The organism is Geminocystis sp. CENA526, assembly GCF_050753365.1.
Taxonomy (GTDB): domain Bacteria; phylum Cyanobacteriota; class Cyanobacteriia; order Cyanobacteriales; family Cyanobacteriaceae; genus Geminocystis.
On sequence record NZ_JBLZFY010000047.1, the window covers coordinates 1 to 22,173 of the forward strand.

24 protein-coding genes and 1 tRNA gene are annotated in these 22,173 nt (G+C 35.3%); 13 read left to right on the forward strand and 12 right to left on the reverse strand.

Translation table 11 applies throughout. The annotated features are described in order from the left end of the window. Positions 1-122: 122 nt before the first annotated feature. Positions 123-1,859 carry a DNA repair protein RecN gene (recN, locus tag ACN4EE_RS13160; protein ID WP_431706912.1) on the reverse strand — a complete coding sequence of 579 codons (1,737 nt, stop codon included), beginning with the start codon at positions 1,857-1,859 and terminating at the stop codon, positions 123-125. A gap of 137 nt (positions 1,860-1,996) precedes the next feature. On the opposite strand from recN, the gene ACN4EE_RS13165 reads away from it, so the two are divergent. The 3 genes from ACN4EE_RS13165 to vapC are packed head-to-tail and all read left to right on the forward strand — an operon-like array spanning position 1,997 to position 2,833. After that, complete coding sequence (locus ACN4EE_RS13165) at positions 1,997-2,242, forward strand: AbrB/MazE/SpoVT family DNA-binding domain-containing protein (protein ID WP_431706913.1); 246 nt, start codon at positions 1,997-1,999, stop codon at positions 2,240-2,242. Positions 2,243-2,267: 25 nt separating this feature from the next. Continuing rightward, positions 2,268-2,444 (forward strand): type II toxin-antitoxin system VapB family antitoxin, encoded by a 177-nt coding sequence (locus ACN4EE_RS13170; RefSeq protein ID WP_431706914.1) that lies wholly within the window; start codon positions 2,268-2,270, stop codon positions 2,442-2,444. Then, entirely contained in the window at positions 2,444-2,833 is a 390-nt protein-coding gene (gene vapC / locus ACN4EE_RS13175) for a type II toxin-antitoxin system VapC family toxin (RefSeq protein ID WP_431706915.1), read from the forward strand. The genes ACN4EE_RS13170 and vapC overlap by 1 nt, the downstream gene beginning before the upstream one ends. Positions 2,834-2,880: 47 nt before the next feature. On the opposite strand, the gene ACN4EE_RS13180 is transcribed toward vapC, so the two are convergent. Genes ACN4EE_RS13180 through ACN4EE_RS13190 form a run of 3 tightly spaced genes read right to left on the reverse strand, consistent with a single transcriptional unit; the run spans position 2,881 to position 5,218 of the window. After that, the gene (locus ACN4EE_RS13180) at positions 2,881-4,353 is read right to left on the reverse strand and encodes an ATP-binding cassette domain-containing protein (protein ID WP_431706916.1); all 1,473 of its coding nucleotides are present in this window, start codon (positions 4,351-4,353) and stop codon (positions 2,881-2,883) included. Between the two features lie 30 nt (positions 4,354-4,383). After that, positions 4,384-4,782 (reverse strand): hypothetical protein, encoded by a 399-nt coding sequence (locus ACN4EE_RS13185; RefSeq protein WP_431706917.1) that lies wholly within the window; start codon positions 4,780-4,782, stop codon positions 4,384-4,386. Positions 4,783-4,807: 25 nt separating this feature from the next. Continuing rightward, a complete protein-coding gene (locus ACN4EE_RS13190; RefSeq protein ID WP_431706918.1) occupies positions 4,808-5,218 on the reverse strand; it encodes a hypothetical protein in 411 nt (136 codons plus the stop codon). Between the two features lie 158 nt (positions 5,219-5,376). On the opposite strand from ACN4EE_RS13190, the gene ACN4EE_RS13195 reads away from it, so the two are divergent. From ACN4EE_RS13195 to ACN4EE_RS13210, 4 genes are all read left to right on the forward strand, one after another. Further along, positions 5,377-5,826, forward strand: coding sequence for a helix-turn-helix transcriptional regulator (locus tag ACN4EE_RS13195; protein ID WP_431706919.1), 450 nt, complete (start codon positions 5,377-5,379; stop codon positions 5,824-5,826). Positions 5,827-5,920: 94 nt separating this feature from the next. After that, positions 5,921-6,505, forward strand: a complete 585-nt coding sequence (locus ACN4EE_RS13200) for a Uma2 family endonuclease (protein WP_431706920.1) — start codon at positions 5,921-5,923, stop codon at positions 6,503-6,505. A 92-nt stretch (positions 6,506-6,597) separates the two neighbouring features. Next, positions 6,598-7,242: an endonuclease III gene (gene nth / locus ACN4EE_RS13205; protein ID WP_431706944.1), complete on the forward strand. Its 645-nt coding sequence runs from the start codon at positions 6,598-6,600 to the stop codon at positions 7,240-7,242. Positions 7,243-7,381: 139 nt separating this feature from the next. Beyond that, a tRNA-Gly gene (locus ACN4EE_RS13210) sits at positions 7,382-7,452 on the forward strand. A 171-nt stretch (positions 7,453-7,623) separates the two neighbouring features. Here the strand turns inward: ACN4EE_RS13210 and rpmA are convergent. From rpmA to ACN4EE_RS13225, 3 genes are all read right to left on the reverse strand, one after another. Next, a complete protein-coding gene (rpmA, locus tag ACN4EE_RS13215) occupies positions 7,624-7,896 on the reverse strand; it encodes a 50S ribosomal protein L27 (protein WP_431706921.1) in 273 nt (90 codons plus the stop codon). A gap of 54 nt (positions 7,897-7,950) precedes the next feature. After that, positions 7,951-8,328 (reverse strand): 50S ribosomal protein L21, encoded by a 378-nt coding sequence (gene rplU, locus ACN4EE_RS13220; protein ID WP_431706945.1) that lies wholly within the window; start codon positions 8,326-8,328, stop codon positions 7,951-7,953. Positions 8,329-8,473: 145 nt separating this feature from the next. Next, positions 8,474-8,725 carry a hypothetical protein gene (locus ACN4EE_RS13225; protein ID WP_431706922.1) on the reverse strand — a complete coding sequence of 84 codons (252 nt, stop codon included), beginning with the start codon at positions 8,723-8,725 and terminating at the stop codon, positions 8,474-8,476. 217 nt (positions 8,726-8,942) lie between these two features. On the opposite strand from ACN4EE_RS13225, the gene acs reads away from it, so the two are divergent. From acs to ACN4EE_RS13240, 3 genes are all read left to right on the forward strand, one after another. Continuing rightward, positions 8,943-10,916, forward strand: coding sequence for an acetate--CoA ligase (gene acs / locus ACN4EE_RS13230; RefSeq protein WP_431706923.1), 1,974 nt, complete (start codon positions 8,943-8,945; stop codon positions 10,914-10,916). A 90-nt stretch (positions 10,917-11,006) separates the two neighbouring features. After that, positions 11,007-11,480: a type II toxin-antitoxin system VapC family toxin gene (locus tag ACN4EE_RS13235; RefSeq protein ID WP_431706924.1), complete on the forward strand. Its 474-nt coding sequence runs from the start codon at positions 11,007-11,009 to the stop codon at positions 11,478-11,480. A gap of 3 nt (positions 11,481-11,483) precedes the next feature. Continuing rightward, on the forward strand, positions 11,484-11,681 hold the full coding sequence (locus ACN4EE_RS13240; RefSeq protein ID WP_431706925.1) for a hypothetical protein: 198 nt from the start codon (positions 11,484-11,486) through the stop codon (positions 11,679-11,681). Between the two features lie 189 nt (positions 11,682-11,870). On the opposite strand, the gene ACN4EE_RS13245 is transcribed toward ACN4EE_RS13240, so the two are convergent. Then, positions 11,871-13,106 (reverse strand): DUF445 domain-containing protein, encoded by a 1,236-nt coding sequence (locus ACN4EE_RS13245; RefSeq protein WP_431706926.1) that lies wholly within the window; start codon positions 13,104-13,106, stop codon positions 11,871-11,873. 73 nt (positions 13,107-13,179) lie between these two features. Further along, on the reverse strand, positions 13,180-13,881 hold the full coding sequence (gene ubiE, locus ACN4EE_RS13250) for a bifunctional demethylmenaquinone methyltransferase/2-methoxy-6-polyprenyl-1,4-benzoquinol methylase UbiE (RefSeq protein ID WP_431706927.1): 702 nt from the start codon (positions 13,879-13,881) through the stop codon (positions 13,180-13,182). 253 nt (positions 13,882-14,134) lie between these two features. On the opposite strand from ubiE, the gene ACN4EE_RS13255 reads away from it, so the two are divergent. Next, positions 14,135-14,353 carry a DUF4327 family protein gene (locus tag ACN4EE_RS13255; protein ID WP_431706928.1) on the forward strand — a complete coding sequence of 73 codons (219 nt, stop codon included), beginning with the start codon at positions 14,135-14,137 and terminating at the stop codon, positions 14,351-14,353. A 23-nt stretch (positions 14,354-14,376) separates the two neighbouring features. Here ACN4EE_RS13255 and lepB read toward each other — a convergent pair whose 3' ends face one another. Continuing rightward, positions 14,377-14,946, reverse strand: coding sequence for a signal peptidase I (gene lepB / locus ACN4EE_RS13260; RefSeq protein ID WP_431706929.1), 570 nt, complete (start codon positions 14,944-14,946; stop codon positions 14,377-14,379). 64 nt (positions 14,947-15,010) lie between these two features. Here lepB and ACN4EE_RS13265 point away from each other — a divergent pair, with 64 nt between their 5' ends. Then, on the forward strand, positions 15,011-16,060 hold the full coding sequence (locus ACN4EE_RS13265; protein ID WP_431706930.1) for a YheT family hydrolase: 1,050 nt from the start codon (positions 15,011-15,013) through the stop codon (positions 16,058-16,060). A gap of 287 nt (positions 16,061-16,347) precedes the next feature. Here ACN4EE_RS13265 and ACN4EE_RS13270 read toward each other — a convergent pair whose 3' ends face one another. After that, entirely contained in the window at positions 16,348-19,404 is a 3,057-nt protein-coding gene (locus ACN4EE_RS13270) for a putative Ig domain-containing protein (RefSeq protein ID WP_431706931.1), read from the reverse strand. A gap of 17 nt (positions 19,405-19,421) precedes the next feature. Next, on the reverse strand, positions 19,422-20,327 hold the full coding sequence (locus tag ACN4EE_RS13275) for a hypothetical protein (protein ID WP_431706932.1): 906 nt from the start codon (positions 20,325-20,327) through the stop codon (positions 19,422-19,424). Positions 20,328-20,810: 483 nt separating this feature from the next. Here ACN4EE_RS13275 and ahcY point away from each other — a divergent pair, with 483 nt between their 5' ends. Continuing rightward, positions 20,811-22,088, forward strand: a complete 1,278-nt coding sequence (gene ahcY / locus ACN4EE_RS13280) for an adenosylhomocysteinase (protein ID WP_431706933.1) — start codon at positions 20,811-20,813, stop codon at positions 22,086-22,088. Positions 22,089-22,173 lie beyond the last annotated feature (85 nt).

Here is a 22,173-nt window from a genome sequence, read left to right on the forward strand (position 1 = left end):
CCTAAGCTAAGACGCATTTAACTTGCATTTTTTTCTAATAGTTAAAAATACTAATAACTATTGATTTAGGGCAACTTTTGCCTTTTGCCTGTCTTCATCGGTAAACTTAAATGCAAACTAGCTTACTTACTGTTCGATCGTTTTTTTAACTTACTAGCAGTTTCTAGGATAGAATCAGCAAAGGCAATGGCTTCTTCGGCAGAATGCCCTCCTGTTAATTCGGCTAATTCATCTCGGCGATGTTCTTGATGTTCTAAGTGTGTGACCTTGACGATCGTTCTCACCTCTTGGGTTTCACTGGATTTTACCTGATGTTTTTCGACTCGAAAATGATCATCTGCCATAGCCGCTACAAGAGGTTGATGGGTGACACACAATACTTGATGTTGATTACTCAATTTGTGCAATTTTTCAGCAATGGCTTGGGCTACTTTACCTGATACTCCTGCGTCAATTTCGTCAAAAATGAGGGTTTTAGCATCAGTTTGAGATTCTGTAAAACAGGATTTTAAAGCCAACAAAAAGCGACTCATTTCTCCTCCAGAAGCAGTCATAGCTAAGGGTTGTAAATCTTCCCCCGGATTAGGGCTAAAATAGTATTCTACATGATCAGCACCCATACTATGAGGATTAACGGCGGTGACTCGACATTGAAACTGTACTTTTGCCATGCCTAGGGGTTTTAACTCTTGGGTAAGCTGAGTTTCTAATTTTTGGGAAGCATTTTGTCTTAATTGACTTAATTTGGTACATAGTTTGAGTAATTTGGCATTATGTGCCTGATACTCTTGTTCTAATTCATCGATGGATTTACTATTGTCGGTTAACTCGATTAACTCTTTTTTCAAACTTTCATAATATTCGATAACATCCTCTAATTTTGGTCCATATTTGCGACAAATCCGTTTTAATAGTCTAATACGCTCTTCTACCTCCTCTAGTCTATCAGGATCGGCTTCTAACCCTGCCCCATAACTATAGATTTGTTGCCCTGCCTCCACAACTTGATTTAAGGCTTCTTGGATAATTTCCAAAATAGGGGTTAATTCTTTGTCATAATTTGCCATATCCTGCACTAAAGGCTCAACTTTAGCTAAAATATCCGTTACTGCTGGATTTTCGTCCGATTCACTCTGGTAGAGTAACTGATAGGCTTGATAACTCAATTGTTGCAGCTCTACTACATGAGTAAGTCGATCACTTTCAATCTCCAAATGCTCTAATTCATCGGCGGATTGTAAGTGAATGGCACTCAATTCTTTAATTTGATGTTGAATCAAATCTAGTCTTTGTAACCTTTGTTGTTCGGAGTCACGACATTTTTCTAAAGTTTCTAAGGCTTGTTGAGTTTCCACAAATGAGCGACTGACAAGGTTTCGTTGATTAATTAACTCTTTTCCGCCGTAGTCGTCTAATAAATCTCGTTGATTACTAGCAGAAAGTAATTGCCCTGTTTCATTTTGGGCTGTCACTTCTAAAAGTCGATCGCGCAGAAGGGTGATAATATTTTTATTGACTACAACTCCGTTAACACGACAACGAGAGCGAAAATTATCTTTCCCAATAGTTAACTCTCGACTACAAACCACAGTGCCATCGTGGAAAGACTCTATTTCCTGAGAATCTAACCAAGTTTCCAAATCAGGATTACTATGAAAACTAGCCTCTACAATGGCTTTTTTTTCGCCACTACGAATCATCCGTTGATTTGCCTTACCCCCTAACACCACATCAATGGCATCGAGAATAATCGATTTTCCTGCCCCCGTTTCTCCCGTGAGGACATTTAAACCACTACCAAATTCTAACTCTAAGTGATCAACTAAAGCAAAATTATCGATGCGAATAGCAATTAACATTTATCAGCAATGGAGATTATCGGATAATAACTATTGTATAAGTTCTGCTCACTCACTTATATTGTAGGTTGGGTTTAAATTTCATCAGTAGAATGATATAACAACTAAAATATAAACAATAGCAATAATATTTATCAATGGAAATTACTAAATTATCAAGTCAAGGGCAAGTTATTATTCCGAAAATATTAAGAGATAAATTTAATTGGGAACATGATCAAGAATTAATTATGATTAATGTTGGTGATGGTATTTTATTAAAACCTAAAAAAGTTTTTCCTGAAACTAAATTAACAGATGTTGCTGGGTGTTTAAAGTATGAAGGGGAAGCAAAAACCATTAAAGAAATCGATAATGTTAAAAAGCTCGATTTTTCTTACTAAAAGATAAATAATTTAACTAATAATTATGGAAATACAAAGATTGATTAATGATGCCATGAAAATAACTGGTTTAAAAACTGAAAAAGAAGTAATAGAATTAAGTTTAACAACCTTAATTAATCTCAAAAAACAAGAGCAAATTAAAAAATTTAAAGGAAAATTAAAATGGGAGGGAAATCTTGAAGAAATGAGGTTAGATTAATGATTTTAGTTGATTCTAGCGTCTGGATTGATTATTTTAATGGGAATGAAACAAAAGAGGTAACAAAATTAGATTTATATTTATCAACTCATCCTGTGGTTATTGGAGATATTATTTTAACTGAAGTATTACAAGGTTTTAAAAATGATCGAGATTATGAAACTGCAAAAACCCTATTAACTTCTTTAAAAATTTACTCTTTATTAGGTATTGAATTAGCCATTAAAAGTGCTGAAAATTATAGATATTTAAGGAAAAAAGGCATCACTATTAGAAAAACTAATGACGTAATTATTGCCACTTTTTGCATAGAAAATAATCTTCCTCTTTTATTTTCTGATAAAGATTTTAAACCTTTTATCAACTACTTAAATTTGATTTCTGCATGATTTAATTATAATTGTAGGGTGGGCAATGCCCACCTTTTTTGTTACTATTATCTTTGAATAACTTTTTCTCTTTGGTAGGATAAAACCGCTAAATAATAAAAAAGAAATGTTGCCCAAATTAACCAAAGTGTATTGAGAAAAATTAAACTATTACTTCCATTATTTATTACCGATTCTACTAAGGTACGATAATGATAAAAAGGCAATAATACTAATATATCTTTTAGCCAAGAAAATTTATCGGGAATAGGTATCGGTAATAACCAACAAAGAAGTGGAATTAATAATAATGAATATCCTAAAATAGAATCCGCACTTTTTGGTTCGAGAACAAAACCTAATGTAATTCCTAATAAACCAAAAGGAATAATGCCAATAATTAACACTGAAATAAGAGTTGATAAATTATTAACAACTTCAATATGTGCGATTGATGTTATTAAAGTAAAATAAGTTACCGTAAAAACTCCACAAACTAAGCTAATTGCCGTTAATTTTGCCCCAATATATAAAATAGGTGATAGTGGTGTTGCTTTTAATAAATTTAACCATTTTTCCGATCGTTCTACCACAATTCTTTTAGCAAATCTATCAATAACGATCGTGAATAAAAATATACCGCAAATAGCAGTTAATGATAATCTTTGATCATCTGTATTTCCTGATAATCTAAGTAAAAATGGAATTAAAAAAGGAACAATAAATATTCCTAATAAATATAAAGGAGTGCGTAAAATTTGTTTTACTTCAAAGTTGATTTGTTGGAACAACATCTTTAAATAAGAGGGAGATTTTATTTGATTTAAAGAGTCAGCAGTGGTGATTTGTGTTGAGGATATATCCTCAGAATTTTCTGTTAATTGACTGTTACCAGAAACTTTAGAGTGTTTTGTTAAAGTAACGATTCTTGGCTTTAATATATCTAATTTTTCTTGATCAGATTTATTATTTGTTACCATTAGAATTGTTGTACCTTCTTCACGACATTTTTCAATCTCTTTCCAGAAGGCATTATAACCACTTTCATCTAAATTTCTGGTGGGTTCATCTAATATTAATAAAGTTGGATTTCCCACTAATGCTAAGGCAAAATATAACCTTTGTTTTTGTCCTCCTGATAAGTCTGTAGCCCAAGATTCTGCTTGATCTTCTAAATCGACTTTTCTTAAAACTTCTTCTATAGTTAAAGAGTTAACGTAATAACTTTGCCATAAAGAAATTAACTCTTTTACTTTAATATTGCTCGGTATTCCAGTATTTTGCAGTACATAACCTATTTTCATTTTAGAAAGGGAATCTTGAGGAGATAAACCCATTAATTTAACCGTTCCATTTGTAGGTTTAACCAAGCCTAAAATTAAGTTTAATAAGGTTGTTTTTCCTGAACCATTTTCACCTTTTAAGACTAAAAATTCACCTTGTTTGAGGTTTAAATTAATATTTTCTAAAACCTCGTTAGTAGGAGAAAATACATTTTTTCTGAATTTTTTAGATGCTTGTTCTATTTCAATTACATTCATATTGAGTATTAAGTATAAACTATAATTTTATTAAGAAATTTGCATTAATAACCAAATTCCTACGGCAATGCCCACCGCAGGAAGTAAAGGGATTCCCATTGTAGTAGCGATCGCATAACCTGCTATACCGCCAAGAAATGCCCACAAATTACCAGTTACAGAAGGAGGATCAATTTTACAATCTGGACTAAATAAACAGATGATATGATCTCCTGAAAAAATTGACACAGTAGCAATAATAGCTACAAATAAAATTCCACCGAGAAAAATAGTTTTCAAATTCGATGAAAAAGCGAATTGATGATTTTTTGTCATAAAATTTTCTTGCGGTAATGGAGGGGATAATTCTATCTTTTCCTTATCTGGGATGATGTTAGAAGGATTGGTTTGTGAAGGGGTGATGTCCTGAGACTGTGTTTCTGGGTTCATAGTTATTTCCTGTGTTGATGAATGTTTAATTTAATTGTTCAAGAATACTTTTAATCACAAAATAAGAACTTGCACCAATTCCCGCTACTACCAATAAAGGGGCACCGGCGATCGCTAATCCTGCACCAATTATGACTGCCCCAGTTCCTGCTATCAGTACAGGGTCAGGATGAGGATCTATTATTATTGGACATGGAGGATTTGTACCATCAGAGCAAAGTTTAGGTTTTATTTCACAAGGAGGTTTTGTACCATCAGGACAACGTTTACATATATCGGGAAGTTGACTAACTTTTATCAGAGGATAACAAGAATGTTGAATTTGTAAGGTACTATTAATCAAGAGAGGAGTCCAAATCACAAATAGTAGAATTAGGGTGATTTCAACGGATTTAGTCCTCAGATTAGCAAAGAGGTTAGGAAGTGAAAAATTCATAGAAGTAATTAAGTAACTTATGAGTAAACTTTATTAATAAGATAATAAATTTTTACAATCTTATAGTAATCTAACTAGGGTATAAATTACTTCTAACTTATAATAGGAATTATGTTAGGATAAAGTTAGTAAATTAGAATAAGGATACGATCGAGCCAATGATTAAGGATGAACAATTTACTGAAGCTCATCAGCAGTGGGATTTAAAAACTCTTTATGCAGACTTAACCTATGCTAAAGGAAAACCTTTAACACCGATGGAAAAACTACATCTTCGGGCGTTATTATTAGGTCATAGTCCGACAGAAATTGCCGAGAAATTAGGAAAAGATCGTAATGGGGTGAAAACAGATTTATGTGCCAGTGTCTATAAATATATCAAGGTTTTATTAGATAAATCAGAAGAAAGAATCGACAATTATCGCAGTATTTGTGAATGGTTAGAGGGTGCTGGTTATAAATGTGCCTTATCGCCTCAGTCGTCTATTAGTGAATTATTGGCGGAAAAAAGTGTGGTAAATATAACTAATGTTAGTTGTGAAAATAAGTCGATCGTGATTAATTTTAGTTTAAAAATTCCTACCGATAAAAGCGAAATAATCGATTAGTAAAAAATGAATGTTATTATAAAGGGCTAAAGCTCTCACTACAAGCAAAAAAATTAGTTTAAAATAATGTAATAGCTATCAATAAGAAAAAATCATGATTGCTCAACTAGAAAAAACTTACTACTCAGTGGAAGAATATTTAGAGTTAGAAGAAACCGCCGAATATAAAAGTGAATACCATGACGGGGAGATTATTGCCATGACAGGAGGTACAACTAATCATAATAAAATAGCTGGTAATTTTTATTTTCATTTTAAATCGGCTTTCAGGGGGAAAAGTTACGACATTTATATCAATGATGTGCGTCTTTCTATACCTGTTGAGAGACGTTATACCTATCCTGATATTATGATTATTCACGATCGAACCATTTATGAAAGCGATAAACAAACAATCGTCACAAATCCCCTCGTAATTATTGAAGTTTTATCTAATTCCACCCAAAATTATGACAAGGGAGAAAAATTTAAAAGCTATCGTTCGATCGAATCTTTTCAAGAATATATTTTAATTGATCAATATAGTTTTTCTGTAGAACAATTTATTAAAGAATCTGACAATGAGTGGAGATTTAAAGAGTATTTAGGAGAAAATCAGATATTAAAACTAGGAAAAATTGATTTTGAAATACCTTTTTCAGATATTTATGAAGGAGTTATTTTTGCTGAAGATATTTAGATTAATATTGATAAGTTATTGAGTATAATAAACAAGAGAAAAAGTGGCTTAAATTTGAAGTATATTGCTATTAGACTTCTTCATAATCAATGATGACAAAAAAACGCAAATCGATCGAAATATTAAAAATACTAAAACAACTTTATCCTAACGCTACCTGTAGTTTAAACTATGAAACTCCGTTACAATTATTAGTAGCAACTATTTTATCCGCTCAATGTACCGATGAAAGAGTCAATAAAGTCACCCCAGCCCTATTTAAACGCTTTCCCACCGCCGAAAGTTTTGCCAATGGCGATCGAACCGAAATAGAAGATTTAGTGCGTTCTACAGGATTTTATCGCAATAAAGCCAAAAATATTCACTTAGCTTGTCAAAGAATCGTGACAGAATTTAACGGTAATGTGCCTCAAACTATGAAAGAATTATTAACCCTAGCAGGAGTTGCTCGAAAAACAGCTAATGTGGTATTAGCCCACGCTTTTGGCATCATTGAAGGGGTAACAGTGGATACCCACGTTAAAAGACTAAGTAACCGTCTAGGGTTAACTACAAAATCCAATCCTATACATATTGAGCAAGATTTGATGAAATTATTACCCCAACCAGAATGGGAGAATTTCTCTATCAGTATAATTTATCATGGTCGAGCCGTTTGTAATGCTAGAAAGCCTAATTGTGGCGAATGTGCCTTAAGTCATTTATGTAAAGAGTACCAAAAATCAATTAAGCCGTAAAGGCGGTTGCTTCGTCATCTCGCAATGACAGGAAAAAAGTTTAGCAGTAAATGATAAAAGAAAGTTTTATTTATTTGCCATTGTGATTGACAAGTTCAAAATTTTACGTTATATTATTAAATGTGTTTGAAATAAACCTGCGGGTGTAGTTTAGTGGTAAAACCTTAGCCTTCCAAGCTAATGATGGGGGTTCGATTCCCCCCACCCGCTTAAATGACCTATCAGACATCTGACTTTGCTATAGATACATATAAGGCAGGTGGAGAATGGTGAATATTTATTGATTTTTCATAAAATTATATACAAGTTAAATGCTCATTAAAGAAAAAGGGTTGAACATTGTTCAACCCCTACATTTTTTTTTGGAAAGAGTCGTTAAATTTAAGAAGCAGGTGTTGCTTCTACAGCATAAACACTAACTTTTTTACGACTAGCGGTTTTATACTCAAATGTAACAATACCTTCGATTAAAGCGAAAAGAGTATCATCTTTGCCGATACCAACATTGTTACCCGGATAGATTTTAGTGCCACGTTGACGAACTAAAATGTTACCAGCTTTAACTAATTCACCACCATAACGTTTTACGCCTAAGCGTTTAGAATTAGAGTCTCTTCCGTTTCTAGTACTACCTGTACCTTTCTTATGTGCCATTAATTTTTACTCCTTGTTAATTTATTATATATATTAAATATATTTTCCTTAATCTTATACCTCAACGGCAACCTCTGTTTCTACCGTAGGGATAGATTCTTGTGCTAACACATTATCTCCTAAACTGATAGAGTTAATCAAGAAACGGCTTAATTCTTGTCTATGTCCTCTTTTTTTACGGGTTTTCTTTTTGGGTTTCATTTTATATACGATAACCTTTTTACCCCGACGATGACCGATAATTGTACCGCTAACGCTACCATTTTCAATATAAGGTTGTCCTACATGAATTTGATCTTCATGATGAATTAATAACACTTTATCAATGCTTAATTCACCGTCTAATTCTACATCAATTCGATCGACATCATAAAATCTACCGGCTTCAACTTTAAGTTGTTTACCACAGATTTCGATTACTGCGTAAGTCATATTAATTTCCTTTTTTGATACTGCCGTACAGGTAGCAGGGTTGTTTTCTGCTTCTTTTACCTGATCCGAACATGATTTAACACACAATCGTTCATTATAGCTCGATCGAGCTTTTCCTGTCAATACCCTAGTTAGAGATAAAATACTAAATTTCTGACTCAATTTGACTTATGGGAATAAAGTTTTCCCATGGTAATAAAATGGGTTTTTTTGTAAATAATAATTGCCCTCTATGGGTAGTTCGATCGATCGCTACCCCTATGGGAGGTTTCACTAACTTAACATGAAAATAACAATAGGTTTGATATATATTTCTAGCAGATTTTAGGATATTAGGGTCTAACAAATCAGGTACTCCTTTTGTCACCTTGTTACCATTGCTAATACTATGATTCATGTTTCCTCCTCTCATGTTTCTGAATTTACTTTTCTTGACTAACTATTATAAGTAACTCAGGAAAATTAGAGATTATATATTTTATTTTCGACTAATTTAAGATTTCGATAGTAAACGAGAATTTGTATCAAAAAAAAACAAAAATTAATAGTTGAAAAGCACAAAATCGGTTATGTTGTAATTTTAGGCATCGTTTGTAGATAAGTAAACTTTATATATGACACAACCCACGATCGAATCTATTTTAAAAGAAAAACGTACTTTTAGCCCCCCTGCTGATTTTTCACAACAAGCTCATATTACAAATTGGAAAGAATATCAAGCACTATATCAACGTTCTATTGAGAATCCTACTGCTTTTTGGGAAGAACTAGCCAATAAAGAACTACATTGGTTTAAAGCATGGGATCAAGTTTTAGACTGGAGTAACCCTCCTTTTGCGAAGTGGTTTACCAATGGAAAGATAAATATTTCTTATAATTGTCTCGATCGACATCTGACAACTTGGAGACGCAACAAAGCCGCTATTATTTGGGAAGGCGAACCGGGGGATAGCCGTACTTTAACTTATGCTCAACTCCATCGGGAAGTGTGTCAATTTGCCAATGTGATGAAGCAATTAGGGGTGAAAAAAGGTGATGTGGTAGCAATTTATATGCCCATGATTCCTGAGAGTGCCATCGCCATGTTAGCTTGTGCCAGAATTGGGGCGGTGCATAGTGTCGTATTTGGAGGCTTTAGTGCAGAAGCCTTGAGAGATAGAATTAACGCCGCTCAAGCTAAATTAGTGGTTACTGCTGATGGTGGTTTCCGTAAAGATAAAGTTGTAGCCCTTAAAAGTCAAGTGGACAGTGCGATCGAACATAATCAAGCCCCTAGTGTCCAAAACGTGTTAGTGGTACAACGCACCAAAGAAAAAGTACACATGGAAGCTGGTAGAGATCATTGGTGGCATGACTTACAAGCAGGAGTATCTGCCCATTGCGAAGCAGAAATGATGGATAGTGAAGATATGCTATTTATTCTCTACACCAGTGGCAGTACTGGTAAACCGAAAGGAGTCGTCCACACTACGGGGGGGTATAATCTTTACTCTCACATGACAACTAAGTGGATTTTTGATCTTCGTGACGATGATGTTTATTGGTGTACTGCTGATGTGGGTTGGATTACAGGGCATAGTTACATCGTTTATGGACCTCTTTCTAACGGTGCTACTACTGTTATGTATGAAGGAGTACCTCGTCCTTCTAATCTGGGTTGTTTTTGGGATGTAATCGAGAAATACGGCGTAAATATTTTTTACACTGCCCCTACTGCGATTCGTGCCTTTATTAAAATGGGTGAACATCATCCTAACGCCCGTGATTTATCATCTTTAAGACTTTTAGGCACTGTGGGCGAACCCATTAACCCAGAGGCTTGGATGTGGTATCATAAGGTGATAGGCAAGGAAAAATGCCCCATAGTCGATACATGGTGGCAAACAGAAACAGGAGGGGTTATGATTACTCCTTTACCCGGTGCAACACCGACAAAACCCGGTTCAGCTACCCATCCTTTTCCCGGTATTATGGCGGATATTGTGGACTTAGACGGTAATCCCGTAGGAGATAACGAGGGGGGTTATCTGGTAATTAAGCATCCTTGGCCCGGTATGATGCGTACAGTATATGGTGAGCCCGATCGATTCCGTAATACTTATTGGGAGCATATTGCACCAAAAGATGGACAGTACTTGTACTTTGCAGGAGATGGTGCGAGACGGGATGAAGACGGTTATTTCTGGGTAATGGGGCGTGTGGACGATGTGATTAACGTGTCTGGGCATCGTTTAGGTACGATGGAGGTAGAATCGGCTCTTGTTTCTCATCCTGCCGTAGCAGAAGCCGCCGTTGTAGGTAAACCAGACGAGGTAAAAGGGGAAGATATTTGTGCCTTTGTCACCCTTGAAGGTGATTTCACCCCTAGCGATGAGTTGGCAAATGAGCTTAAAGCCCATGTAGTTCAAGAAATCGGTGCGATCGCTCGTCCTGCAGACATCAGATTTACCGAGGGAATGCCGAAAACTCGATCGGGTAAAATTATGCGTCGATTGTTGCGTAGTTTAGCTTCTGGGCAAGAGATTGCAGGGGATACTTCCACTTTAGAAGATCGAAGCGTCTTAGACAAATTGAGAGAAGGGGCATAAACAATAAAATCGTGGTGGATTTATTTCCACCTTTTGAGAAAAAAAAGTTCATATTTAACAATAAAAAATAAGTAAAGTTAACAAAAATTTGTGAAGGAAAAAGTTTATTTAGAAACTAGCTTCTTTGGTTATTTAACTGCTCGATTAAGTAAAAATTTAATAGTCATGGCAAATGCAGAAATAACAAAAAGATGGTGGAATAAAAGAAAAGATAAATTTGCTCTTTATATTTCTCAAGTTGTAATTGATGAAGTTCAAAAAGGAGATCAAGAAATGGCAATTAAAAGAAGGGAAATGCAAAAAAATATTCCTATTCTTCGACTCAATGAAGAAGTCAAAATTTTAGCATTAGAATTTCTCCAACAAAGTAATTTACCGCCTAAAGCCTCAGATGATGCAATTCATATTGCTGTAGCGACAATTCACAATATAGATTATTTGCTAACATGGAATTGTAAACATATTGCTAATGCTCAAATTCAAAAAAAATTAGCTCAAATATCAGCTAGTTTTGGCTATAAATTACCGACAATTTGTACACCTTATGAATTAATGGAAGATTAACAAATGCAACAAGATGATATTATACAAGATGAAATAATGACAGAATTAATGAAAATTAGGGAAGAACACGCTAAGTCATTTAATTATGATTTTGAGGCAATATTTGAAGATTGGCAAAAAAAACAACAGATTAATGAAAGTCAATTAATTTCTTTTTCTAATAAACCTAATAATGAAAAAATTGTTTTTAAAAATAGCTAATTGAAATTTTACAGTGATAAAAGAAGTTGATGTCTCAGATAAATTAAGAGAAGGGGTTTAAGCTATTATAATCCTGGGCAATTACTTACATCGAACTGAGGTAAGCATAGCTTAAAATTTCTTGGTTAAAATAACCCTGATTGCGTAACTACAGACAAAAAATACTCAAAATTTTTGTGCAATCAATTTTTATCGGATAAATAATAAAACGCTTTGCAGAATACCGATAATAAAACCTAAAAATCCGCCTAAATTAACGATCGCCTGTAACTCACTTTTGACTATACTTTGGGTAGCCTCCTCCAAGTTTTCGGGGGTAGTTGCTTTAATTCTATCAATAATTACTTGATCGATCGATAAAATCGGGATAGCTTCAGCGACAATTTTTTCTAAATCTTCTTCTAAATAACGCTCTAAAATTAGGGCTAATTCTTCACTAATTAAACCTAAAGAAGTCGTGACGACACTGGAAGCCTGTAAACGATTAATAATTAAGATTGAGACTTTATCCCACTCGATCGAATTACTAAATTCGTGTAGAAAATTTGCTCCTTTTTCTTGAATATAATCTCTTACCGCTTTATTGGTTGTTTGTCGTAATTGGTTAACCGTAGCAACGGGTAAATTTTGTAAAGAAAAACTCAAAAAAAACTCTTTTAATCTATTTCTAATTTCTAAGGATAATAGTAATTCTTTAATTCTGGTATTAGCGATTTCTTTTTCATCTAAACAAAAAGTTCGCAGACGACTTAAGGCATTTTTAACACCGAATAAGTTAGCTACTACCCAATAAGTACCACTGGTTTTTTCTCGGAAGCCCTCATCAATAACATTGATATTTCGATCGCTCAAAAAATTAATCAAAGCTAAACGTAATAAATCGGGAGCAAAAATTACTTGCAATAACCAGTCAGATAGTTGTCTAGCTTGAACTTCCGTTAATTTAAACTCTAGTAAGATTCGATCGAATATTTGATCTATTTGTGTTTGTAAAAACTCATCTTTTCTAGTAATTACTTTTAACAATTTAGGTAAAGAATCACCGAATAAATCTCTTAAAATATCTGCTAAAATTTTTGCAGTTTTTTGTTCTTTATCCTCTTTAATTTGTTTAAAAGCTAACTTTAATAACCATAAAATTGCCCCTTGAACTCTCTCCGTCTGCAACAATCTTTTTGCCAATTTTTGCAACTCATCGGGAGTTAATAACGAACCCATAATCGTATCAGAAACCCTTTTAGCTAACCTTTCTTGATTACGAGGAATTAACCCCGGCGTAAAAGGTAATTGTTTCTGAAAAAGATATAAAGGTTTATAAGGGCGAAATAGCATTTTAATCGCTAAATCGTTGGTAAAATATCCAATAATTGAACCTGCGACAGGGGGAATAATTATTTGCCACCAATTACTAAATTCTATGGGCATTATCAGTAATTAACAATAAAGAATTTAACTATCAGCTATCAGCAGTCTTTTGATTTTTTGTCCTGAGAAACTGCTATTTAGTTAATACTAGAATTCCCATTATACCACCTAATAGGGGGTAATGTATAGCATGAGAAAACCCCGCTTCAAAAGCTAAATTTATTTGTTGTTTACCGTTAGGAAAACGCTCTAAACTGGGATAAATATACTCATATTCGGCTTTAATATTCAAAAAATCCGCCATTCTCACTACTACGTTATCTAAATACCATTTTTGACTGTTTGCTACCCAATCCGCCTCTGGTTTATGAAAATCGAGAATAGCAACTTTGGCGGAAGGTTTCAATACTCGTCTAATTTCCTGTAAGCAACGGGGAATATCGATAACATTTCTTAAACCATAACCCATCGTGACACTATCAAAGGAGTTATCTTCAAAAGGCAAATCTAACACATTGGCTTCTAACCATTCAATGTCACTGGCTAAAGATTTTCCAGCTTGTTTCTTTTTTGCTTCTGTTAAAAGTTGACAAGAAAAGTCCACCCCTATCACTTTACCGCCCTTCATCTGTTTTGCGGTAAGAAAGGTTATATCACCACTACCACAACATAAATCTAAAGCCAATCCACCATTACGGGGATTACTCCATTTCACTGTCATGGCTTTCCAAATGCGATGGATACCAAAACTTAAACCGTCATTCATTTGATCATAAACGGGCGCGATTTGATTAAATAGAGTCTTAACTTCTTCAGATTTAGGCACAAAATTCATGGTTTCACAGAAAAAATAAAATTTTTGGGAAAGTTTCGATCGAAATGGGAAAAAATATGTTATGATAATTTAAGTTAGTGTATAGCAACAATTTTCTATTCGCCGTTGCTCATAACTACAGTAGCAAAAAATTAAGCCCCGAACGAGATTTTCCCAGAATCAGTTTAATAGTTTAATGTTTTCTCGTTATCTAGGTGGACTAATCATAATGCTACTTATTAATTTTTTTATAGTTTAGTAAAAGTACGAACTTATGCCAACAAAGCAAGTTATTCACCCTATGGTGAAGTTGCAACAAAAAGTATCTTCTCTTGTTAATGCCAAAATCCTCCAACCCCATGATAGTATCGGTAAAGTAGCTCTATTATTTGGAAGTGAGTGGTCTTTTTTAAAGTCTGAATTATTAGCCTTCGGTTTCTCTATGCAAGACCCAGTTAGTGATTTGCTTGTAGTAGAAAACTGGGATGATTAATCTTAACTTTATTTTAGCTTAATTCAGATAATTTTACCCAAATGTTGAGGAGGCCAAAATGTAAATATGGCTTTCCCGATAATATTTTCTTGAGGTAAAAAACCCCAGATATGAGAATCGTTGCTATTGTTACGGTTATCTCCCATGACAAAAACATAGCCTTCGGGTACAGTGACAGGATTTAAGTTATAGTTAGGAGGTTCAAGAATATAATGTTCTTCTAAGGGTTTCTGATTAACATAGACAACCCCTTCTTTTACTTCCACCACTTCTCCAGCATGGGCAATAATTCTTTTAATAAATGCTTGATCTCGATCATACCCTAAAACCTGCAATTGAGGGGGAGGAGTAAATACCACTATATCTCGATCGTGAGGAGGTGTAAAATAATATGATACCTTTTCTACCACTAATCGATCGCCAATAGAAAGAGTGGGAAACATGGATTCTGAGGGAATAAAACGAGGTTCAGCGATGAAAATGCGGATCAAAACCGCTAAAATTAAGCCTATAGCCACAATACTGAAATTTTCCTTGATAGATGCCCAAAAATTAACTTTAGTACCTAATTTATCGCTATTTTCTTTTGTCATGTAATGGGTTAAGAATAGAATGTTGTGATTGCAAAAATTCTGATAACCCTTAATATACAATAAAATGTCATCCTATCAACCACCTTTTTTCTTACAAAATGGTTTAATTCAAACTCTCTATGTTGCCTTGTGGATGAATCATCATTGGCAAAAAACCACTACTTTAATTGAGCCGAATTATCAAGAGCATATATTTAAGGGGGCAAACGATGTGCCGATTTTTGGCTTAGTGGCGATTCCTGACAATCCTCGTGGTACGATCGTGGGAACTTATGGAGTTACAGGAGATGTAGAAAATCAATGGTATTTGCGTTTATTAGGACGCAAGGCTTATGCTCAAGGTTATGCAGTGGTTTTATTTGATTGGAGAGGGCATGGTAAAACTGCTTTACTGTCTCCTGTCTTAACTTCTGATGGTTTATTGGAGGGAAAAGATTTTATGTACATTGCCTCTCAAGCTAAAGCTATGGGTTGCCCTTCTCAATTTTGGTTTACAGGTTACTCTTTAGGGGGAAAATTGGCATTGTGGGCATTGCATGAGGCATCTCGATCGAACATAGAAGAAATTTATAAGTTGCGAGATCAAGATATAGGGGGAGGCATGGTGATATGTCCTAGTTTGCACGGTATGCGCTCTTTAGACTATTTAGAAAATCATAATTTTTGGACTCGTTATTTAGAAAAATCCATTGCTAAAAACTTGCAAGAATTGGCAATGCAGATTTTTCAAGCCCATCCTCAACACATTGATATAGAAGCAATTAAGAAAATTAATAGTATCAAACAATTTGATCAATATTTAGTGATACCTTCTTTGGGATATAACACCGTTGCTGAATATTATGAAGCCTGTAGCCCTTTAAAATTTATGGGAGATATTAAGAAGCCTACTTTAATCTTATATGCCATAGATGATCCTTTATTTGATCCTACTCTTGTGGATGATTTGAGCAAAATTGGCACTAAAAACCCGATGATAGATTTAATTTTAACCAAAAATGGTGGTCATGTGGGATATATTAGCAGTTTGTCTTGTCAGCAAGAATATCAAGATTTCGATCGATGGTGGGGATGGAATCGTTGTTTAGAATTTGTGACTAAATCTAATCAATAATATTAAGTTTCCCTAAGTAGGGTTTGCTGAATAACTCAGAAGACTATTAAAATCAAAGTTTTAGACGGGTTGAACAGTGTTCAACCCCTACATTTACAAAAAAGTGTGTGGTTGATGAGCGTAGTCGAATCACATTTTTGACAATTTTTACTCAAAAACTGAGCATTTAAAATCTAATTATTTACAAATACGTTTGTGCTTTTATTGAAAATATAACGCTTCAAAACCTTGATTTTTCATTCTTTAACCTGACACCCTATTATTGTTTTATTATCTCAACAAAATAATTATACGAAAGCCTCAAAAGCTATTCCTTCTAATTGAAACTGAGGATAATTATTAAGAATACTTGTTTTTTCAGCTTCCCCGACAAATATATATGTTCCGGGTTGCTCGGTATTTTGAAAACGATAATAATCGACTCCTATATTGGCTTGTGCATCGAGAGCATAAAAAGCAATTCCTTCTTCTGTAAAAACATCGGAATAGTTTTCACGAATGCTTACACTTTCTTCCTCTCCGGCAAATAAATAAGTACCCGGTACATTTTTATTCTGAAAACGATTAAAACGCACTAAGCCTTCTTCTTCTCCATAAGAAACATTAAAAGCAAATCCTTCTTCGACAAAGGGAGGAGAATATTCATTAAGAACACTTATTCTTTCTTCGTTTCCTACAAATAAATATGTACCCGGTCGATCGATATTTTGGAAACGGAACAAAGGATCATTTAGAGTAATATTCTTCGGTTCGATCGAGATAGTAAAAAGCTCAAAAGTTGTCGCAGAACCATCATTAGCAAATACCCCTACAGTTAAATTGCCCACATCATCACTGCTAGGAGTGCCACTGAAAGTTAAAGTTTCAATATCAAAATTTAACCAACTAGGTAAAGGAGTAGTACCATCCTCAAGAGAGGCACTGTAGAACAAAGTATCTGCATCTGGATCAATAAAGGTATCCTCTGGAATTGTCAGATTAAAAAGTTCTGTAGCCCGTGCCACCTGATCTGGAATTTCAATATTAATAATAGGTGCTTCATTAACATCTAAGATAGTTAAAGTGAAATCCACTGTAGCATCGGGAGTATCCCCTACGGTATCATCATCCACATTTACGGTGACTTGATATTGATTTTTGCTTTCAAAATCAGGAGATTCACCAATGAAAAATAACTCTGTATCGATAATTTCAAAACTATCCGCATCAGCACCAGTTAAGAAAAGTTGATTTGAGCCTAAAGCATCATCGATAATAGTAATATCAGCTACTTTGATACCTGTACCTATTTCCGTATTTTCAGCCAATTCTGTGATCATAGAAGTTAAATTAATGCCAGTTGGAGGCTCATTAACATCTAAGATACTTAAAGTAAAATCAGTCCTGGCAAAAACATCATCCCCTAAACTCAAATCTTGCACATTTACGGTGACTTGATATTGATTTTTGCTTTCAAAATCAGGAGATTCACCGATATAAAATAACTCTGTATCAATAATTTCAAAACTATCAACATCAACACCTGTTAAGGAAAGTTCATTTGTGCCTAAAGCATCATCGATAATAGTAATATCAGCTACTTTGATACCAGCACCTACTTCAGTATTTTCCGCTAATTCTGTGGTCGTATTGCTAAGATTAACGGCAGTGGGGGCTTGATTGGTAGGTGGTAACTCAATAATAGTGAGCAGAGTGTTTACTAAATCGTCAGGCTCTGGAGTTGCAAAAAAACTACCTCCGGTGGTATTTGCTATGGACTCAAGATCAGGATCAAGAGCATCAAAATTTCCTGTATAAATTGTGTAAATCTCAAGATTTGCCATGGATATATCCGGAGTAGGAGACTCGTCTATAAACTCGAAGGGAGGTAAATCAGGATCATCTCCACTGATCTGGAAAAATCGTTCTGTTTTAGTGGAAACAAGGGGTATGGGAGATAAGGTAAACAAGTCGAGAGAACCTGAAGTTCCCGTGCGGTGAGAACTAGCAGTGATAGTAGCCCCAATATTAGCGGCATAAGAGGCAACTATACTCGCTAGAGAAGCATCCTTAGCTGGAGCATCCGTAAATAATACTACCCGATGTACACCCGCACCCGGTCTCCAGTCTCCCATCGTGCCGTCTAGTGCTTTAAGCAGTCCGTCAAAGGGCGTTTCTGGTATATCACCTCCCCCTGACACACTGATGCCATTGAGAGCATTAAGTGCCGCCGCTTTTCGATCGACAAATTCCACTTGATCGGTAAATGGAAGAATGATTGAGGAGGGTTCACCAATTGTTGTATCCTTAAACCCTACTATACCAATACGAGCATCTTTTGTATCATCAGCAAATAGAGTATTAATAATCGCAGTGCCGTTCGCCTTCACTGCTCCGATGCTATCACCCATGCTACCAGTGGTATCAATGACAAGTGCGAAATCCAATTGATAAGTTAATCCCTTTTTCTTTAGATTAAATACTTGTCCTCCTTCAAACATTACCTTTTCTATGTTGATGAGCTTATCTTCTCCCTCGTTTTTAGCACCACGAACATGACGGGATGTCCAAGTTCCGTCTGGATTTAATCGCAAATCATAATCTGTAGGTTTGCCCATGAAACCAGCAGTATCTATGCCATTACCTCCATTTAGTGTATCGTCTCCTCCTAAACCCCAGAGAAAATCATCACCATCACCACTATAGAAAGTATTCTTAGAAGGACCTCCAATCAATAAGTCCTTAGAGTTACCAGCCTTCTGTGAACTATGATCTAAATCTTGTGACACAGCTCTGTCAATTGTCGCACCGTTAGTGTAATCAAAATTCAATTTATGAAGAGATCCATCACTATCATAAGCAATGTATGATACCTGTTGGGGAAGACCTAGTTGGGCAAAAATGACATTTGCATAATCAACATTGCTTCCTTTATAGTCTGTTGTTTCTCTCCCACCTGAATCTATATAATAGCCATTTAACCGAAGACTTCTTTCTTTTGCAGGATTATTCTCTCCAGCATCCATTCTTCCTGTTAGGGCATGAACCAATTCATGTACAATAGCTGTTACCGCAGTATCTTTTACTGCTTTACCTCTTGGTGTGATGTAAGTAGCATTTTCTAGAAATGATAGGTCTAACTCTAATTTACCATCATTAAGATAGGCTTGAAATGCCCGTGGTACAAATTTGATTTCTATGGTTTTTCCAGCATCAATCCAATTATGGAACATGGTTCTTGCCGTTGAAGATCCATTGTATGCTGTTTGCATTGCGGATAAAATAGTTGCTTTATCGGTGGCGGTAAATGCAATACCACCATCACTGGGCAAGAAAGTCGTTTTTTCAGAGAAACTCCAAGTCATGATTTTGCTCCTTATAACTAATAAAGTTGATTAATTTGATATTGATCTAGAGTGAAAATTGGTTGTAAATCGAGAACATTTTTGTAGCGGATATCCGTTTTACTTGAAGTAAAACATTGATCAACAAGGATTTTCGTTAGATTGGTATATCCATTTGCACCTTGTTCTACGGTCTTTCTCATCCCAGATAAAGCCATATTGGAAAAAGGACCTCGTGTACTTTGCCAAGAATGACGAAATAGCCACAGGACATCGGCAGGAATTCTTTGTGAGATAGGCTTTGTTGCGTTTTCCTCTGATGGTGATCGCTGAATTTCAGAGTTGGCGTAGTCACCAACATACTCTAAAAACAAATGAGAGCTAAGAGTCACAAGAGGCGAATTCAGAGATAGATTTGGATTAGTCAATAAAGCCTGATCTGCTAAAAATTGGCGTTCGTTCCAAATAAATATAGCTTGAATTAGGGTTGTATCTGAGCGATCGATCGTAAGTTTTACCCAAGGACTATCAAGACGACAAGTTACATTGGATATGATGTTGTCTAACTCTGGGGGAGGTGTTAGGGGATCATTCCCTGACGTGACTAGAGGAAGCCTGACAAATATCAGACTGTTCATCGGTTTTTTGCCCGAATTTTCTTCGCAGGATTCTGCTGGAGAATATTTAGATGAAACATAATTTGTGAGGGAAGTTACGAAAGACTTGAAATATGGATCATTTATAGCTTCCATTGATCTCACTTCTGAGGTAACAGAATCATCAATGATGCGTATGGCATAACCATTTTGATTACACATCCATGCCTCCGTTGGGTAGGTTAACCCAAATACTTTATAAATTCCAAAACTTGTCAATACCAATAGCAAAGTAATTGCTGGGTATTGAAATTCCACCATTAGTTTTTTAAAAAACGATTTACTCATTATTACCCCTCCCTGATAATTGAAGCGAACAATCAGAAACAGAAGGTAAGTTTACCTTCTTATTTAGTAAGGGTTTGTGGTTTTTCTGGGCATTCATAATTCACCCGAATTTCCTTTGCATTAGTCTGCAAATCTATTTCTTCTTATATTATATTGTTATCTTTTAAAAACAATTTATTTCTGTCATAAAAATTAATATTTCTTTTTCAAAAAGGTGGAATTTTCATAACTAGAAAGAAGAGATTGCTTCGTTACCTCGCAATGACAGAATCGGGAGATTTCGATCGATGGTGGGGCTGGAATCGTTGTTTAGAATTTGTGACTTAATAGCTATAAAAAATCAATTTATGATTCGATCGATTTAGTCGAAACTTTGTTTGAGACAATAATATTTATATTTTCAAAGTAGTTTGCATTTTTATATCGAACTCAGATGAGTTAAGGTATGATAAACAATGTAAAGTTTTATTTAGAAAACAACTAATGGTTGCAACTCCTACCAAATTAAATTACGACATTAAAGATATTAGCCTAGCTAGTCTTGGTCGTCAAAGAATTGAATGGGCGGCAAGAGAAATGCCCGTTTTAGCTCAAATTACTGAGCGTTTTAACACAGAAAAACCCCTCGCTGGTATCCGTTTAGTGGCTTGTTGTCACGTTACCACTGAAACCGCTAACCTTGCGATCGCACTTCAAGCAGGTGGTGCAGATGCGGTATTAATCGCTAGTAACCCTCTTTCTACTCAAGATGATGTGGCCGCTTGTTTAGTCAATGATTACGGTATTCCCGTTTATGCCATCAAAGGAGAAGACAACGCTACCTATCATCGTCATGTACAAACCGCATTAGATCATAAACCTAATGTTATCATCGATGATGGTTCAGACGTAGTAGCAACCTTAATCAAAGAAAGACAGCATCAACTTGCTGATTTAATCGGTACAACGGAAGAAACCACCACAGGTATTGTGCGCTTAGAAGCCATGTTTAAAGATGGTGTGTTAACTTTCCCCGCCATGAATGTTAATGATGCTGATACTAAACATTTCTTTGATAATCGTTATGGTACAGGACAATCTACTCTTGATGGTATCATTCGCGCAACCAATGTTCTTTTAGCTGGAAAAACCCTCGTAGTTGCAGGTTACGGTTGGTGTGGCAAAGGCGTTGCGATGCGTGCGCGTGGATTAGGTTCAAATGTTATCGTGACTGAAATCAACCCCGTTAAAGCCATCGAAGCCGCTATGGACGGTTTCCGAGTGATGACAATGGATGAAGCATCTCGTCTTGGGGATGTTTTTGTTACTGTTACAGGCAATAAGCATATCATCCGTAAAGAGCATTTTGAAGCCATGAAAGATGGTGCAATGGTGTGTAACTCTGGTCACTTCGATATTGAAATTGACTTAGAAGCCTTAAAAGGAATGTCCAGAGAGGTTAAAGAAGTACGCAATTTCACCCAACAATATTTACTCAATAGCGGTAAATCTGTCATCGTTTTAGGTGAGGGACGTTTAGTCAATTTAGCGGCGGCTGAAGGACATCCTAGTGCGGTTATGGATATGAGTTTTGCGAACCAAGCCCTCGCTTGTGAATATCTGGTTAAAAACAAAGATGTATTACAACCTGGTATCCATTCTATTCCCACTGAAGTTGATCAAGAAATTGCTCGTTTGAAACTACAAGCTATGGGAATTTCGATCGATACTTTAACACCTGCTCAAATCGAGTATATGAACTCTTGGACGGTGGGAACGTAAATTAATGAGGAATGAGGAATGAGGAATGAGGAATGAGGAATTAACATCCTAATTTTTTTTACCTATTATCTAAAATCTAAAACTT

Coding starts and splice junctions, on each gene's coding strand:
- ACN4EE_RS13165 (WP_431706913.1), top strand. CDS start 1,997: ATGGAAATTACTAAATTATCAAGTCAAGGGCAAGTTATTATTCCGAAA.
- rplU (WP_431706945.1), bottom strand. CDS start 8,328: ATGACTTACGCAGTAATCGAAATCTGTGGTAAACAACTTAAAGTTGAA.
- ACN4EE_RS13275 (WP_431706932.1), bottom strand. CDS start 20,327: ATGAGTAAATCGTTTTTTAAAAAACTAATGGTGGAATTTCAATACCCA.
- acs (WP_431706923.1), top strand. CDS start 8,943: ATGACACAACCCACGATCGAATCTATTTTAAAAGAAAAACGTACTTTT.
- ACN4EE_RS13255 (WP_431706928.1), top strand. CDS start 14,135: ATGCCAACAAAGCAAGTTATTCACCCTATGGTGAAGTTGCAACAAAAA.
- lepB (WP_431706929.1), bottom strand. CDS start 14,946: ATGACAAAAGAAAATAGCGATAAATTAGGTACTAAAGTTAATTTTTGG.
- ACN4EE_RS13200 (WP_431706920.1), top strand. CDS start 5,921: ATGATTGCTCAACTAGAAAAAACTTACTACTCAGTGGAAGAATATTTA.
- ahcY (WP_431706933.1), top strand. CDS start 20,811: ATGGTTGCAACTCCTACCAAATTAAATTACGACATTAAAGATATTAGC.
- ACN4EE_RS13240 (WP_431706925.1), top strand. CDS start 11,484: ATGCAACAAGATGATATTATACAAGATGAAATAATGACAGAATTAATG.
- ACN4EE_RS13195 (WP_431706919.1), top strand. CDS start 5,377: ATGATTAAGGATGAACAATTTACTGAAGCTCATCAGCAGTGGGATTTA.
- ACN4EE_RS13180 (WP_431706916.1), bottom strand. CDS start 4,353: ATGAATGTAATTGAAATAGAACAAGCATCTAAAAAATTCAGAAAAAAT.
- ACN4EE_RS13190 (WP_431706918.1), bottom strand. CDS start 5,218: ATGAATTTTTCACTTCCTAACCTCTTTGCTAATCTGAGGACTAAATCC.
- recN (WP_431706912.1), bottom strand. CDS start 1,859: ATGTTAATTGCTATTCGCATCGATAATTTTGCTTTAGTTGATCACTTA.
- ACN4EE_RS13170 (WP_431706914.1), top strand. CDS start 2,268: ATGGAAATACAAAGATTGATTAATGATGCCATGAAAATAACTGGTTTA.
- nth (WP_431706944.1), top strand. CDS start 6,598: ATGACAAAAAAACGCAAATCGATCGAAATATTAAAAATACTAAAACAA.
- vapC (WP_431706915.1), top strand. CDS start 2,444: ATGATTTTAGTTGATTCTAGCGTCTGGATTGATTATTTTAATGGGAAT.
- ACN4EE_RS13245 (WP_431706926.1), bottom strand. CDS start 13,106: ATGCCCATAGAATTTAGTAATTGGTGGCAAATAATTATTCCCCCTGTC.
- ACN4EE_RS13225 (WP_431706922.1), bottom strand. CDS start 8,725: ATGAATCATAGTATTAGCAATGGTAACAAGGTGACAAAAGGAGTACCT.
- ubiE (WP_431706927.1), bottom strand. CDS start 13,881: ATGAATTTTGTGCCTAAATCTGAAGAAGTTAAGACTCTATTTAATCAA.
- rpmA (WP_431706921.1), bottom strand. CDS start 7,896: ATGGCACATAAGAAAGGTACAGGTAGTACTAGAAACGGAAGAGACTCT.
- ACN4EE_RS13270 (WP_431706931.1), bottom strand. CDS start 19,404: ATGACTTGGAGTTTCTCTGAAAAAACGACTTTCTTGCCCAGTGATGGT.
- ACN4EE_RS13265 (WP_431706930.1), top strand. CDS start 15,011: ATGTCATCCTATCAACCACCTTTTTTCTTACAAAATGGTTTAATTCAA.
- ACN4EE_RS13185 (WP_431706917.1), bottom strand. CDS start 4,782: ATGAACCCAGAAACACAGTCTCAGGACATCACCCCTTCACAAACCAAT.